The following is a 15,823-nucleotide window of genomic DNA, read 5'->3' on the forward strand; positions in this document are numbered from 1 at the left end:
CTCTCTTAAAACAGATATTCTTGTCCATCCTCTGGCACTAAAACCTTAGAAGCTATTTGCTTTTCATTAATGAAGTTTTTTAATTCTTCCCTGTATAAGGTCCAGTGATCATGGCCTCCATATGGCTAGGAATAATCATTGAATTAGGCTCTGCCTTATGGACTTCATAGATATCATCTTTTCCCATTACTAAAGAACCCATACCAAACAATTGATTGTCCCCACCATCTACAATAATGATTTCTGGCTTATATGTATCAATTACTTTTCGTACTCCTTCATACCACACAGTATCTCCAGAAACATATAAATTCTTTTCAGAGGAATGTTTAAATACAATACCACTGACATTTCCCATACGTTTTAGAACTTCGCCTCTTCCATGTTGACCTGGTGTTTTGTTTAATTCAATGTTTCCAAATTGTGTATTTTGTTTTAAAACTTCTGCATTTTGAAAACCTGCTTCTCTTAATTTTAAACTATCTTCCTCATCTTGAGCAAAGATTTTTATGTTTTTTTACAATATCTCTTTGGCTGCATCAAGAGTTTCTAAACCTGAAGATAGTTAGGTGTGTTTATAGATAGTATAATATATGGAGTAATTTTTTCTAGATCTAATATATTATTTTCATGGACAGCTCATTGTTTAAGTAATTTAGTGGAATTAGCAGATCTATTGTTTTCGATATAAGAATTTAAAATGATAAGCAAGTCAGAAAACACTAAAAGAAAAAGGTATACTGACTTAAGATACTGTATATCATGCTTATGAGAAATAGTTATATTTTTAAAAAGTAGGCTATTACGCATATGGATATACATTATTTAAAAATTAATGTTATAATTGGAATTACATCTTAATTACAATTGTAAGATATTGTACAATTAAATACTATAGTTTAAAACCCTAATTAAAGGAGAAAATATAAAAACATGCGTGATAATATTAAAAAAATCCTATATATCATATTATTAATATGGACAGTGATAGCATTATTTATTGTATATAAAAAAGTAGAATTTCCTTTTGTCTATGAGTTTGTGGTAAGTTATGTAATATGTCTACTACTTGTAGGCTTATATTCTTTAATAACTATATTATTAAATATGAGGAAGCTAAACTGGCGTACAATGAGAAAGATACTGATAAAGTTTATTATTATCTCTTTTGCCTTTTGGGCTTGCAACGTTTTATTTACTTACTTAACAAAAGGTGAATTAATACTAGTTAATAAAATCTTGAGTTCTATAATTGCTTCTTTTGGTCTTACTTTCGGGGAATTAATATTTTTTAAAAAGGATATAGCTTAACAATTATAATGGGTTGATGCAAGATGAGGCACTTTGGTTCATCCGTATCAACCTACTTTTATAAGCAAGATTGAGTTTAGATTTAAATTTTACTATAACTCGAACATCTCTATTTATCTTTCGAATTGCAAAAAGCTATATACTTGTCACTCCACACTTTAAGACTATCCAAAACTTCTATAAATTCCTTTCCAATATCGCTTAAATCATATTCAACCTTTGGAGGAATCTGAGCATAAACTGTTCTATTAACCACGCCATACTCTTCTAAAGCACGTAATTGCTTAGTTAGTGTAGCTTGTGTTATCTCTGGCAAAAGTCTTTGTAGTTCGTTAAACCTAAACTTTCTTTCGCTTAAATGATGTAGAATAATCACCGCCCATTTTCCTGATAATATCTTTTGAGCAGTAGCATATGGGCATTTTCCAAATAGTTCTTCCTGTGTTAACATATATCCTCCTTATATGGATGTACCACTTCGTAATAAAATTTATATTTTCAAATTCTCCTCTCAAAACCCAGAGGAGTTTTTAAAATAGATTTAGGATCAAAGTGGTATATCTTTAGTATCTTTTTAGATACTATGTATTAAAAATGATTGTACTTGTTTAATTTAATGTAAGCAAATATAATTTGTGTATAGTTAATTATATCACTGAAATTTTTGATAAACAAATAAAACCTATATGGAGGAATAAAATATGAAGATATTAGTAACAGGTGCTACAGGAAAATTAGGTTCAAAGGTTGTGGAAATATTATTGAAGGCTGTACCGGCAAGTGATCTTGTTGTTAGTGTTCGTAATCCTGAGAAGGCAGAAGGCTTAAAAAATAGAGGTGTTGAAGTTAGACAAGGCGACTTTGATCATCCTGAAACACTAACTACAGCTTTTGCTGGAGTTGACAGATTACTTATCATTTCAGCTGACGGTGATAACGAAACAAGAATAAGACAGCACTCAAATGCAGTAGCTGCAGCAAAAAAGGCTAACGTTAAATTCATTGCATATACTAGCGTAGGAAATGCAAGTGAAAGTTCCTTATTCCTGGCTCCAGTACATCGTTCTACAGAAGAAGCTATCTTAAAAACTGGTATTCCTTACTGTTTCCTAAGAAATAACTGGTACCTAGAAAATGAAATTGGAAGTATTCAAGGAGTATTGGCAGGTGCACCTTGGTTAACATCTGCAGGGTCAGGTAAGGTAGGCTGGGCATTACAGCAGGATTATGCAGAGGCCGCTGCAGCAGTACTATCCGGAGACGGGTTTGACAATACAATCTTTGAGCTTTCAGGAGAATCAATGACTCAAGAACAATTAGCTGCTTCCCTTGGATCTGTATTAGGTAAAGAAGTAGCAGTTCATCAAGTAGATGATGCCGTTTATGCTAATGCAATGAGAGGTGCTGGAGTACCTGATTTTGTAGTCCCTATGCTTGTGGACATACAAAAAGCTATTAGAGATGGAGCACTAGATATAAAGAGTAACGATTTTGAAAAACTTATCGGTCGTAAAGCAACACCAATCAGCGAAGGACTTGCACAAATCGTTAGTGCTATCTCCAACAAATAGAATAAAGTCTTAGGAATAGATAAACTACTTCAATCCTTAAACTCAAATAATAATTACGGTTATTCTACGAATCATTATTTGGATAAATTCTAACATGAAGTAGTTTATCTATAAATTTATACTTTTAATAAGTTGATACTATCTCTTTTAATAATTCAATATTTTTATTCATATCCCCCCTCACTTCTAACCTGTGACCAGCTCCTTCTATTAATTTCAAATAAATATTTTCTTTCTTACAGTGTTCCTTAAGAGTTTCAGTATCTAAAAATTTATCTTTTGTGCCAGCAATTACAGTAATAATATTTTTATCCTTCTTAATATAAGGTAATGTTTCATTCAAAGGCGTCAAATATATGTGTCTTGCTTTAATACATAACTTTTCCTCAATCCACCCTGCAACTGCTGTGCCCATGCTTTTCGAAACAAATACTATATCGTCATATTGAGATAAATCAATATCTTTCAATCTTAATAGCACATCACTCTTAATCCCTTGAATCAACTGTGCTAACGAGTCATATTTATTAGTCAAATCACCATAATTAATAGCCACTTTTTCATATCCACGAGTTTCAAACTTAAACACAGCATAATATAGTAATGGACAATCTGCGCTATAATTTACACCTGGAAATATCACAACTATCTTCTTATCACTCATATAATTCTCCCTAACAACCTATATATTGTTTAAAAATATTTTCAACCTAATCTCCTACAAGTTTATTATACTATTATTCAATATTTCTTCTCATCTCTTATTTTAGTTAATTATACTATATTCTATTTCGGTTACATTTACATATCACTCAAATATTAAAACAGTCTCAATTAATTTATTTTTTATGTTTTCATTACGAAATTATAGCATTATCATGAGTAAATTTTTATAATACCACAAATTTCTTCAAATACATTTCATTAAAATCAGGAAGCTTCCTAGATATAATTGATTATCTATATATCTTTCAATATAATGGACATAAAAGATATGAATATTTAGAGGTGTACTTAATATATGAAATATAATGTAGAATTACTAAGACAAGAAAATTATAAACCAACCTTTTGGTCTGGAGGCATGGCTACAGAACTTACAACATATCCGCCAAATTCTGATTATGCCAGTCAAAACTTTTTATGGAGATTAGGAGTTGCTAAAATTGATATACCAGAATCTACTTTTAGCAATCTGCCGAAAGTTTTGCGTAAATTAATGACTATAGAGGGAAAGATAACTCTTGACCACGAAGATAAGTACAGTAAATTACTTAATACCTTTGAACAAGACGATTTTATTGCAGATTGGAAAACTAAAACTTACGGTAAAGCTTCTGTTTTTAATTTAATGACAAGAGAAAATTATAATGGCGATTTAGTTCACCTTAATATTAGCCCTAATAAACAGCTTAAATTCGAATATAAAGTCCCATTAAAGAAAGATTTAGTAGCAATTTGTTTTTACACTGTAAATGGCGGCTTTATCTCTACTATAAATGATACAATTTTTGAAACTGTTAAAAATGATTTAATTTTAATTAACTGTGTAGATTCAGGCTATAATCATGAATTTATGCTTTCTAGCAGAACTTCAGAAACTACTAATATAATAGTAAGCATAATTTATCGTAATTAAATTAGCTCATACAATGATGAAAAGTGCTCTATCAATGAACCTTCGATATTTCAGTCAAGGGTTCATTGATAGAGCAAATCCTAACTCATCTTTAATTTTTTAGCAATTACACATAACCAAAAGACTAGATTAATAATAATATTAATCTAGTCTTTTTTAAAAATTGATTTCACTGATCTTTTCACCACATCAAAAAAGCTTAACGAAGAAACTATATGACTTGGATCAACATAAACTCGAATAGCACGAAGTACTTTTTTTGCATCTTTAGAAGCAAAAGTATATGTGCCATTTCTCTTTGTCTTTATTGCATATCGTGGAATCCACTTTCCTTTGAACATAATTGAGGCAATTACGTAATCAACTTCCTCCCAAGGAATTTGAATAAATTTGTGAGGATCTCGAGTATTGTAAAACTCAAAACCTTTATCGCCAATCATGATTCTACCATAATCTGAAAAGCCGGTAAAAGCTGTTGCATCGATTACTAAATCCACCTTTGTATTAAGTGATTGAACCATCTGATCTACCTCATTTCTGCTTTATATGTTAACAAAAGCCCAGGCTAAAAAGCCTAGGCCAAGTTAAAAATATTACATTAAACCGATTAAGTGTGCAACTATACCAATTGCGAATAATCCAAGGATTATAACGATTGGAGATACTTTCTTCTTAAGTAACCACATACAGATAAGTGTGATTAATAATCCAGCAAGTCCTGGGATTAATGAATCTAAGTTACCTTGTAATGTTGTTACTTTAGTATCAGTTAATGCCATACCAGATGATTGTTGTAATAAAGCTTGTTGAATGCCTTGACCTCCAGCAGGAAGTTTACTCCAATCTATGAAAGCACCTGGGCTTAATTTAACAGATGATACTACTGGTGCAAATCTAACAGATACCCATCTGTTAACTAATGATCCTAGTATGAACATACCAAGGATAGATGCTCCCTTTGTAATATCTTGTAATAAACCACCTGTTAAATCGTCGCTGATACGAGATCCAGCTTTGAAACCAAATTCTTGTGTATACCACATAAATGCCATACGGATAATATTCCATGCGAAGAAGAATATTATTGGTCCAAGTACGTTACCACTCATAGCAAGTGAAGCACCTAATGCTCCTAATATTGGTCTTACAGTGAACCAGAAAACTGGATCTCCAATACCTGCTAAAGGTCCCATCATACCTATCTTAACACCTTGAATAGTTACATCATCTATTGGTGCACCATTTGCACGTTCTTCTTCTAAAGCTAGAGTTACACCAATAACTGGTGAAGCTACATATGGGTGAGTGTTAAAGAACTCTAAGTGACGCTCTAATGCAGCTGCTCTCTCTTCTTTAGTTGTATATAATCTTTTAATTGCAGGAATCATTGCGAATGCCCATCCACCGTTTTGCATTCTTTCATAGTTCCAAGAACCTTGAAGGAAAAATGAACGGAACCAAACAGAAATACGATCGCTTTTACTTAATTTTAATTCTTTTGCCATTTTCGTACTCTCCCCCTTCTTAGTATCTATCGATAAGATCGCCTACTGGATCTCCAGTATTTGAACTACCACCATTACTTGATCCACCTTGTTTACCAAGTGCTAGGTAAACAAGAGCTAAAGCTACACCTAATGCACCTAAACCGATAAGTGTAATTTGTGAAACTGTAGCTAATACAAAACCGATTGCAAAGAATGGCCATACTTCTTTTGTAGCCATCATGTTTATTACCATTGCATAACCAACAGCAACAACCATTCCACCACCAATTGCTAATCCGCCAGTTAACCAACCAGGCATAGCAGCAAGTAATGAACGTATTGGATCAGCACCAATTGCTAATATTAAACCTGCAGGTATTGCAATACGTACACCTTGTAAACAGATAGCAGCAATTTGCCACATTTCAATAGCTCTAAGATTTCCTTCTTTAGCAGCTGAATCCATGAAGTGTACGAATGCTGTAGCAATAGTACGACAAATAATTGTTAATAATAAACCTGCAACTGCTAGAGGAACAGCAATAGCGATTGCTGAAGCAACTCCATCAGTTCCTTGACCACCAAGAACAAGAATTATTGCAGATGCAACAGATGCTAATGCAGCATCTGGTGCTACGGCAGCACCTATGTTTGCCCAACCTAAGGCTATCATTTGAAGAGTACCACCTAGAATTAAGCAAGGTAATAAATTACCAGTAACTAATCCGATCAATGTACAAGCAACTAATGGTTGATGGAATTGGAATTCATCCAATATACCTTCTACACCAGCTAGAAATGCTACAATAATGACTAATATTACTTGAATTATATTTAAAGTCACGATTATTAAACCTCCTTTTTTCTAAATAAATTAGACTACTTAAATAATTAAATTATTTAACTTTAGCTAACTCGTCTTGTGCTTTTTTAAGTATTTCATCCATATTTCCCTTTGAATCATTTGGTACTTTACGAACATCGAAATTTAGTCCAGCTTTTTTAAGTTTATTGAATGTATCAATATCTTGCTGATTGAAAGCAAGCACTTTACTTGGTTGAACTTTACCTATAGAGTGAGCCATTGAACCAACGTTGATTGTCTTCAAAGGCACTCCAGCTTCTACTGCTCTAAGAACATCTTGTGGATTTTCGAACAGTAACATTGCACGTTGACCTCCAAAATGTTGGTCATCTTTTGCAAGTTTGATCATGTGATCCACTGGAATAACATGAGCCTTTACTCCTGGAGGAGCAGCTTGTGTTATTAAGTTCTTACGAAGAGTATCTCTAGCTACATCATCTGAAACTACAATAATTCTTGTAGGATTCATAGCCTTTGTCCAAGCAGTTGCTACTTGACCATGAAGTAAACGTGAGTCAATTCTAGCTAGAACATACTCGAATTTTCCTGGTGCACCTGCGTTAGATTGTTGAGCAGAAGCAGTTTTAGCAGTATCTACTGGTTCTAACGCTTCAGGCTTAACCTTGATTCCTTCTTTAGCTGATGTTAAGATGAAAGTCGCAATTTCATGTGCAGTTTCCATTGATAGACGTGCACCATAAGCTTCAATCAGCATTGGTAGATTTAAACCAGCTACAATTGCCCATTTGTCTTTATGTTCTTCAAATAAAGCATTTGCTTGATTGAATGGTGTACCGCCCCAAAGATCAACTAAGAATAAAACCTCATCTTGGTTATCAAAGGATGCGATTGCTTCTTTCATTTTTGCTTTAAGATCATCGGGTCCTTGGCTTGGCATTAATGCAATAGCTTTAACGTTTTCTTGTTCTCCGAAAATCATTGAACCAGATTGTAATATGCCTTGAGCAAATTCACCGTGACTAGCAAGAATAATTCCTACCATTTTTTTATACCTCCTAATTATATATTTGTTACAAATACAAAAAGCATGAGCATCAAAATAAAATCTATAATATAGGTTGGATTTTCGTCACACTGTTTATACATACAATTTAATCATTAAAAAAATAAATAATAACTTTATAAATTGTATAAACTATATGATTATAAATAACCAATATTAAATAATTTTATTTAACTACGCTCATGCCTAATCGAATCAGTAACATGTCGAATATTAATTTTTATTGTACTCTACTTAGAAGCCATATCTAAATGTTTCTCTCTTGAGTACGTTTCCATAATAACATCATTCTTTATTCATTTCAATACATTTTTTAAATTTTTTTTATTTTTTTTATTTCTTTATTTTTTCTATGTTAAAGTCCCACCTACTATACAAAAACTGTAAGCACTTATCTTTAGTTTTATAGGCTCAAAGTTAAAATCATTTACTGTGATATTATTAATTTTGATATTTGAAAATCACAAATAGATTTATCAGGAGCATCGTATATACTATATAGAATTTTCTTATGGCTAAAGTAAGAAAGGATTGGGTTTATGCTTACCATTTATGATTGGTTTGGATATGAATTGCCTATAAATGAACGTTATCAGTTAATAAATAAATTACAATTATCTTAAAATCAATATATAAAGGTAATTTTAATCTTTTTATCAGTGAAAATGTGCTACCTAAACAAATTAGGTAGCACATTCTATATTATGGTATTTTCTCTTTTCTAATATAATCCTTTGTATAGTTTTAGTTGACAAATAATATTTCTCTGAAAGGGATTGTGTGCACATTCCCTTTAAATAATCTTCATATATATTTGCATTCCTTTTGGAAAGTTCACTTTTGCTATTGGTAAGTTTACCCCAAGCAATTTTATTTTCTTCTTTCTTCGGTATATAAATAAATTCACCATCCACATAGTTTTGAATTATCTCTAATATTTCACTAGGAAAAATATCCCTTGCGTTTGAATAGCTCATTTGATGCTCCTCCTAAATATAATTTTACTTTAGGATTAGCAAAGGCTACTTTTTACAATTTATTATTTAACCATCTTTATGCAATAGCCTCTGCTATGCACACAAAATATATCTTCTCATAAAACAATGCTCCCTTCTTAACTACCCTTACACAGATTTTACCAAAACCGCTTCATGATTTCAACAGATGCTTACAGCCAATAATATAGAGTATCATATTATACCCTTTAAGAATTCTATATTCTTTACTGCTTGTAAAACATGTATCTCCATTCCACACCGTACCTTTATATTTGATGAATTTTTATTATCATTAACAAAGACTATCCCTTTTTCAATCATGCCTTTTATTTTGCTCCTTGAAATTCCAAGTATATCACTTAAAAGTTTATCAACTCTTAGGTCTATTGGATACTTGCAAATAATCTCAATAACAAGTTCATTTTCTTTTATATAGTATGTATCTAATTTTCTTTGAACTAATCTATAACTTATATTATCTAAGAAAACTTCAGCTTTATTCTTGCTATATATACTTGAATTAAAGGCATATTCTCTGGCTAACTCTCTGTCGTTCGAAAGAAATCTATTATACTCATGTTTACTAACATTACAAGGCTTTATTCTTTCATATATAGTCATATTCCAAGTTGATTTACATTTTTCACATTTATAAATTAACCATATATCAATGCTATTTTTATTTGCATTTATTCTAAATTTTTCACTATTTATATAATTTGTTTTTTCATTGCATTTAGGACAACTTCTTTTTACTATAGGTAAGTTTTGAGGGACTAGTTCCCATTGATATTTATTTAAACAGCTCATTTTGCTCCTCCAAGTTATTTATTTATTTATTGGATTTACAAAGGCTATTTCACTGTATTTTCAACTAATAATGCAACAGCCTCTGCTATGCATTAAAAATATCTATCATCATAAAAAATTCCTCCAATCTTTTTTCTAAATATATTTTATCAGCTCTAAACACTGCATAAAACCTCATTCTTATTTTATAAATAAGAATGAGGCCAAAATTCCACCTGCTATTCAAAAACACACATTTAGGTTGCCTAATATCATTCTAAATTTGCAACTTATTTAAAAGTTACTTAAAATATCTTTCATATTCTGAATTTATTAGTTTTTCACTTAAATTTTCAAATGAAAGTTCTGGAGAAGTAATACAAAGTCCTGCACATATGGTTCCAAATCTCAAGCATTCCTCAATAGTTTTACCCTTTAAGTTACCATATAGAAATCCAGAAAAAAAGCTATCCCCAGCGCCATTGGCATCCTTAAACTTATAGTCTTCAATAATTGGAATTTCAATCCACTTTCCTTCCTTTGTAAGAGCTGTAGCTCCATTCTTTCCATGAGTGCAAACTACAAGTTCTTTTCCACTGTCCATCCACTTCTTCATAGTATTTCTATAGTCTGGCATATTGTCTGAACTTACAAATATATAATCTGCTGCTTTTATATAGTCCTCATGATATGGATTTCCCAAGTTATAATCATGGAGATCTGTCCAAACAGGCTTTTTGTATTTTCTAATAAGATGTATTAGTTGTTTCGTATATCCTATTATATTTAGAACCACAATATCGCATTGTCTTATAATTTCTTCTATTTTTGACATATCTAACTGTAAATCAGACGATGATTGAGTAACAAAAATTGATATCCTATTTCCTTTTTGATCCATTAGGTTTACATGTCTCTCAGTTCCTTTAGGGTCTATATCATATATAAAGTTAACTCCTGATGCTTCAAGAGCTTTTATTATTTTCTCACCATAAAGATCTTCTCCTATTATTGAATGAAGAACAGTTTCAACATTAAGCTTAGCTAAATTCAAAGCCTTCCCAGCGCCTGTAGATCCCATGGTTTCATTCATAGGAGCATAATGTATAGTTTGTGGCTCTGTCTTTGGTAAGCTTTCCAAGTAAATTATTGAATCAAAAGTGGTTCCCCCTAGTACTAATACTTTTTTCACTTATAACGTCACCTTTCTATATTTTAATAATATTGTTAAAATTAATTGGTCTTACAGGAGCTATTATATGAGCGATCCATTAGAGTTAAAGCATAGGATTAATGATCAATTAATTTCAATATAGTGCTTTAATAGTCCTAATAATTATATTTTTTTATATATGACAAAGTTCTAATATCTTATTCTTCATCTCTGTATTAATAGAAAAGTTTGAATCTAAAAATTCTAAAATAGCCTCAGCTGATTTAGGTATATTATCATAACCAACTAAGATTTTAGAAAGTATTGATGATTTATTTGGATATCTATACTCAAATCTCCTAGTTATATTAAATACATCTTTCTTGATATCTTGCGGTTTTTCAATTGTTGTAATCAATTCTAACACTCTGTCTTTCGCATAGACTTGAATGAAGCTATAGGCAGAAAGCTTTTCTCCTCTCTGATATCTGCATAAACCTACATATAAATTTGTAAGTGCTTCTCCTATACTAAAATCTATATCTACTGCTTTATCAATAGGTAAGTTTGCAGAAACACCTATTTTCATATTGAATTCTTCCGATTGCCAAACTATTCTTCCACCTGAAAAAGATATATTTTTGAGCTCTTGTGGTTCAAATACAGCAAATTCACAAAAAACTCCATCTTGAAACATAAGTTTATATCCATCTTCAGTATTTCTAAATTTGTATGAAACAGAGCAAATGCTTTCTAACCAATCTAAATCTTCTATAAATCTTTCTTTAAATCCTTCCTTGCAAATAACAAAGAAGTCCAAGTCCGAATATCCATCCATTCTATCTAACTCTATCCCTATGGAACCTACTCCTAACAAAGCTAAAGCATTAGGTGTTTTGCTTAAAGATTCAGCTATTTCTGCTAGACGTTTTAATAATAGTTGTTTAATATTCATTTAATTACACCCCACTTAGATATATATCTAACTCAATTATATTTCCAAATTATATTTGAATCAATAGTTATTATATAAATATCTAATGTAAATTTCTATTTGATATTTGCAAAACAAAAAGTTACAAGATCAAAATTTAAGTTATGAGCTTTGCTAACAATAGATCTTGCAAGGCTTTTACTTTGAGTATAACTTAAACTTAAAGCTACTCATTATATAAAGAATTTCGATATGAAAAATTTATACACTTTCGAAGTTCAACGCTTCTAGTATTTTCTGGTATGTATAAATTGACTTCATCATTTCGTTGCTATATAATGACTTAGATAACACTCTAATTAGATAAACATCTAACTAGGTATATGGTTAGGAGAGTATATATGGTTAATTCAAAAAATATGGTTCTTACAGTTCATGCTCCTTTAGAATTTCTATATTCTATGTTTGCAGTAGGAACTAACAAACATTTTTATACAATGATACGTGAGTTTGATTTGGAACCAAATGATACGATAATAAAAAATATCACTGAGATGAGAAAAAAGTTATCTCGTTATATGGAGCAAGAATTAGAGTACTTTTTTGATTTACCTGGTTTAGGCTATATTTTATACAAATATATCTTACAAAATCCAGGTTTAACAGAGGTTCCACAGCTTTTACAGGTATTCAATAATTCTGAAGCCACTGATTTAGCTTTTAACATTATAAAAAGTGTAGGCAAAAACAATATGCCTAAAGAAAATACTGAAGAATATGAAAATTTAAAGTGTAATACTAATGAAATGCTAAAGCTTGCTAAGCTGGTTAAATTTCAAGATAGTAAAAGACGTGATAGAGTAATAGAAGCTCTTGAAAACCCTGAAGAAACAAAGCAGAGATTTTATCTTTTATTATCACAGTTTTATAGTCGATGTTTTAGTCCTATTGAATCAGATATCATAAATTTGATTTCAGCTAACAAGGAAAAATATGAGCTCTTATTAAAGGAAAATCCACAAAAATTCGTTGAACAATATTTAAACTTAGATTCAATTAATGATATTGAAATATCAATTCACTTAAGCTTTTTTAAATATATTAGCTGTCACCACTACTCAATATATTCTGAGGGATTTGCTGATTGGTTTATACTAGGTATTTATTCTGATTTATTATTTGATGAAGATTTATCAGCTGAGAGGTTATCTAATTTTTTCAAAGCAATATCAGATCCAAATAGAATAGAAATATTAAAACTATTATCACAAAGACCATGGTTCGGCCAAGAACTGGCAGAAAAACTAAATATAACTCCAGCTACTATTTCTTATCATATGTCATTTTTACAAAGAACAGGCGTAGTAACTTTTAATAGAGCAGACAATCGCTCTTATTACTGCCTTAATAACACCAAACTAATTAAGCCATTTGAAGAATTTATTAACTACTTTAAGGAAGAGAAAAAGAAGTAATAAAAGCATATAATAAAAAACCTCACTTACAGTTCTAAGTAACTACTGTAAGTGAGGTTCTCACATTTAATACCCTATTATTCATACTCATAATTAAGGATTTTTCGCCTTTATGGCTTTAACTATGGATGTACCACTTGATAATAGAATTTATATTTTTAATAATCATTTTCTTAAAATCTTATCAATTGCGTTAGTATAAGTAGATTGCCTTGAACTTTATGTTATAATTAGTATATATTACAAGCTTTATACCGCAAATATGTGGTATTACAAGTAGGATTTCTTATATTTTGGGAGGTTTCAAACATGCTACTATTAGATTCAGATGAGATTATACGCAGAATTGGCGCAAAACAAATACGTTTTTGTCAATTCACAATGCTTGCCTTATTTATTGATGTTATTGCTTTACACTTCTTCTCTCAATATGGATTTATTCAATTTATAAATACAATTATTGTTACCTGTCTTCTTGTAAATGCAGGTATGATTATATATAAATTTCTAAAGTACAACTCAGCTAAATATAAATGAACCACTTCGTAATATAATTTATATTTTTAAATCCTCTCACCGGAACCCGTGAGAGTTTTAAAAATAGATTTCGGATCGAAGTGGTTCATCTTTAAGTATGGTATATTAAACTAATTTCATAATATTAATTACATAAAAAAGAAAGGTGTCTTTGTATATGAAAGTTATTATATTAAATATTTTGGTTTTAATCATATTGTCGATAGGTATTGCAAGTATATATTTAGGCATTATGAAGCCTACAAAACTATTCAAACTTGATATAATCAAATTAAACGGTAAGAACTATGTAATAAAAGACAACAAAGGCTTTATAAAATATAATCAAAAGATATATGTTTGCTTCGGAATAGCCTGTAGTATACTTTCTTCACTTTCACTGCTAAAAGTTATTGTTTTTAGTAGTTTTTGTATTGGAATAGGCTTTACTGTTGCTACAGTTGGATTGGTAAATTCTGTTTTCATAAAAAAGTTTGCCCATTCCTTATGATTATTGTTTAGATTAATCTTTAGTATATTAAAACAAAAACTAATTTACTCTTGATTTGAAAAGAGGATTCAACATGAAGAAAGGATTTTATATGGGTATCCCAGCTCAAGCACTCTACATTATTTTGAACCAATTTTCATTAATTGTTTTTTAAGTATTTCTCAGTTGAAAGGAACATGTACACTAATGCTACAACTGGATTTATTATCATATATGTCATATAAACTGTTACTGAAGATTTAAACCTTAAGTATAGTATTATCCCCAAAATCGTACTTAAACTTCCAGCTTTTATCATTGCTCTCGGAAAATATTTATTTGCTTTATCCCAATTCTCCTGGTTAGACTTTGAGCTGGCTGTTCTGTAACCAATCCATCCATTAATCTTCTTAATCTTTACCCACCTAAAAACTATTCCTACAATAAGTAATATTACACCAAAACATAAATAAGGAATCAAATCTCCAATTGAATTCATAATAAATCTCCTTTGCAGATAGCAACTTTTAAAAAATTTAACATTAAAAACTTTTAAAAATAAAAAATTATAACTTTTTAACTAGTTAAATATTTACCCATATAATACGGGTTTGCAGGCTTTTTTCTTATCTATTGCAGTTTAATATAATTTTTCAAGCTGAGAGAAAATTATATTTCTCATTGCAATCCTGTATTACATATTTCATAAACCTTTTAACATCATTTAATCTTTATTTAATATAGTTACAAAATCAATATCACTTTTATTTATGTCAAATGCACCTAATGCAACGAAATTATATAGATAGACTCAATATATTTTATTACCAGATGCATTTATTAGTTTTGATGCATATTCGAATAATAATGAACTTATAATGGTTGGAATCCTATCATTCATGTTTTTAACCTCTCATCTCTATATCATACATCGCATCATGCCCATATTGTACTATAATTTCATTTATTTACAAACTAGTGTGTGAAAATATAAGTATCCTCACATTACTGTTTTCAATCTTTGTATTTACTAATGATATTGTGTTATGCACTAGAATATATTAGATCTATTAATTTCTTTACAATTGTTATAGCATTGAAGAGATCTTCTAACATAAATATAAAAGGAACCCGTAGGTCCCTTCACTTAAACAGTCAGATAAGACTATTATATTGTACCATTTACCAATCCTTTATATTTTCTAAAACTCAAGATAACTTTCCCAATAATAAATGAAGCCATGTAAGGGAATGAAATAGCAAAATTCACAAAATTAGCTAATTGATATTGTGGTTTGCTAAATATATCATACTGGCTCCCCTTTAAATAATTCATAAATTTTACTGTTTCGGACTAATTAATACGTAAATTACACCATTAAATACAATAACTTGCATATAAAAAGCGCTATTATTAAGTTTGTAAATTATTAGATTGTATATTTGCTACTTTTATAAATTTTCATTTTATTGACAAAATAATGTTTGTATATTAATATATGTATATGCATATATATTTTAATCTTACAAAGCTTAAATCTAGGATTTCATTTTTATACTTTGCCAATCTT

At 30.2% G+C, this 15,823-nt stretch carries 18 protein-coding genes; 6 read left to right on the forward strand and 12 right to left on the reverse strand.

What is annotated here, in order from left to right; all coding sequences use genetic code 11:
• Window positions 1–79: 79 nt before the first annotated feature.
• Window positions 80–358 (reverse strand): MBL fold metallo-hydrolase, encoded by a 279-nt coding sequence (locus tag OCU55_RS09835; RefSeq protein WP_261852129.1) that lies wholly within the window; start codon window positions 356–358, stop codon window positions 80–82.
• Window positions 359–933: 575 nt separating this feature from the next.
• On the opposite strand from OCU55_RS09835, the gene OCU55_RS09840 reads away from it, so the two are divergent.
• A complete protein-coding gene (locus tag OCU55_RS09840) occupies window positions 934–1,311 on the forward strand; it encodes a hypothetical protein (RefSeq protein ID WP_261852130.1) in 378 nt (125 codons plus the stop codon).
• Between the two features lie 109 nt (window positions 1,312–1,420).
• Here the strand turns inward: OCU55_RS09840 and OCU55_RS09845 are convergent, their stop codons facing one another.
• Complete coding sequence (locus OCU55_RS09845) at window positions 1,421–1,762, reverse strand: winged helix-turn-helix transcriptional regulator (RefSeq protein ID WP_261852131.1); 342 nt, start codon at window positions 1,760–1,762, stop codon at window positions 1,421–1,423.
• Window positions 1,763–2,012: 250 nt separating this feature from the next.
• Between OCU55_RS09845 and OCU55_RS09850 the strand changes: the two genes are divergently transcribed.
• Entirely contained in the window at window positions 2,013–2,882 is an 870-nt protein-coding gene (locus tag OCU55_RS09850) for an SDR family oxidoreductase (protein ID WP_261852132.1), read from the forward strand.
• A 124-nt stretch (window positions 2,883–3,006) separates the two neighbouring features.
• Here OCU55_RS09850 and OCU55_RS09855 read toward each other — a convergent pair whose 3' ends face one another.
• Complete coding sequence (locus tag OCU55_RS09855; RefSeq protein WP_261852133.1) at window positions 3,007–3,546, reverse strand: hypothetical protein; 540 nt, start codon at window positions 3,544–3,546, stop codon at window positions 3,007–3,009.
• 357 nt (window positions 3,547–3,903) lie between these two features.
• On the opposite strand from OCU55_RS09855, the gene OCU55_RS09860 reads away from it, so the two are divergent.
• Window positions 3,904–4,521, forward strand: coding sequence for a HutD family protein (locus tag OCU55_RS09860; RefSeq protein WP_261852134.1), 618 nt, complete (start codon window positions 3,904–3,906; stop codon window positions 4,519–4,521).
• Window positions 4,522–4,667: 146 nt separating this feature from the next.
• Here OCU55_RS09860 and OCU55_RS09865 read toward each other — a convergent pair whose 3' ends face one another.
• The 8 genes from OCU55_RS09865 to OCU55_RS09900 all read right to left on the reverse strand — a co-directional run bounded on the left by OCU55_RS09865 (window position 4,668) and on the right by OCU55_RS09900 (window position 11,792).
• Window positions 4,668–5,042 carry a DUF956 family protein gene (locus OCU55_RS09865; protein WP_261852135.1) on the reverse strand — a complete coding sequence of 125 codons (375 nt, stop codon included), beginning with the start codon at window positions 5,040–5,042 and terminating at the stop codon, window positions 4,668–4,670.
• 72 nt (window positions 5,043–5,114) lie between these two features.
• Window positions 5,115–6,026, reverse strand: a complete 912-nt coding sequence (locus OCU55_RS09870) for a PTS system mannose/fructose/sorbose family transporter subunit IID (protein ID WP_261852136.1) — start codon at window positions 6,024–6,026, stop codon at window positions 5,115–5,117.
• 19 nt (window positions 6,027–6,045) lie between these two features.
• Complete coding sequence (locus tag OCU55_RS09875; protein WP_261852137.1) at window positions 6,046–6,852, reverse strand: PTS mannose/fructose/sorbose transporter subunit IIC; 807 nt, start codon at window positions 6,850–6,852, stop codon at window positions 6,046–6,048.
• Between the two features lie 52 nt (window positions 6,853–6,904).
• Window positions 6,905–7,876 (reverse strand): mannose/fructose/sorbose PTS transporter subunit IIA, encoded by a 972-nt coding sequence (locus OCU55_RS09880; protein WP_261852138.1) that lies wholly within the window; start codon window positions 7,874–7,876, stop codon window positions 6,905–6,907.
• 704 nt (window positions 7,877–8,580) lie between these two features.
• On the reverse strand, window positions 8,581–8,874 hold the full coding sequence (locus OCU55_RS09885) for a CD3324 family protein (protein ID WP_261852139.1): 294 nt from the start codon (window positions 8,872–8,874) through the stop codon (window positions 8,581–8,583).
• A 213-nt stretch (window positions 8,875–9,087) separates the two neighbouring features.
• Window positions 9,088–9,705, reverse strand: a complete 618-nt coding sequence (locus tag OCU55_RS09890; RefSeq protein WP_261852140.1) for a DUF1062 domain-containing protein — start codon at window positions 9,703–9,705, stop codon at window positions 9,088–9,090.
• Between the two features lie 280 nt (window positions 9,706–9,985).
• The gene (locus OCU55_RS09895) at window positions 9,986–10,876 is read right to left on the reverse strand and encodes a carbohydrate kinase family protein (RefSeq protein WP_261852141.1); all 891 of its coding nucleotides are present in this window, start codon (window positions 10,874–10,876) and stop codon (window positions 9,986–9,988) included.
• Window positions 10,877–11,030: 154 nt separating this feature from the next.
• Entirely contained in the window at window positions 11,031–11,792 is a 762-nt protein-coding gene (locus tag OCU55_RS09900; RefSeq protein WP_261852142.1) for a hypothetical protein, read from the reverse strand.
• A 380-nt stretch (window positions 11,793–12,172) separates the two neighbouring features.
• Here OCU55_RS09900 and OCU55_RS09905 point away from each other — a divergent pair, with 380 nt between their 5' ends.
• From OCU55_RS09905 to OCU55_RS09915, 3 genes are all read left to right on the forward strand, one after another.
• The gene (locus tag OCU55_RS09905; RefSeq protein ID WP_261852143.1) at window positions 12,173–13,246 is read left to right on the forward strand and encodes an ArsR/SmtB family transcription factor; all 1,074 of its coding nucleotides are present in this window, start codon (window positions 12,173–12,175) and stop codon (window positions 13,244–13,246) included.
• A 309-nt stretch (window positions 13,247–13,555) separates the two neighbouring features.
• Window positions 13,556–13,783, forward strand: coding sequence for a hypothetical protein (locus tag OCU55_RS09910; protein ID WP_261852144.1), 228 nt, complete (start codon window positions 13,556–13,558; stop codon window positions 13,781–13,783).
• Between the two features lie 157 nt (window positions 13,784–13,940).
• Window positions 13,941–14,273, forward strand: a complete 333-nt coding sequence (locus tag OCU55_RS09915; RefSeq protein ID WP_261852145.1) for a hypothetical protein — start codon at window positions 13,941–13,943, stop codon at window positions 14,271–14,273.
• Window positions 14,274–14,412: 139 nt separating this feature from the next.
• Here OCU55_RS09915 and OCU55_RS09920 read toward each other — a convergent pair whose 3' ends face one another.
• Complete coding sequence (locus OCU55_RS09920; protein ID WP_261852146.1) at window positions 14,413–14,751, reverse strand: SdpI family protein; 339 nt, start codon at window positions 14,749–14,751, stop codon at window positions 14,413–14,415.
• Window positions 14,752–15,823: the final 1,072 nt, after the last annotated feature.

It is taken from the genome of Clostridium folliculivorans (genome assembly GCF_024341905.1).
GTDB classification, from domain to species: domain Bacteria; phylum Bacillota; class Clostridia; order Clostridiales; family Clostridiaceae; genus Clostridium_AR; species Clostridium_AR folliculivorans.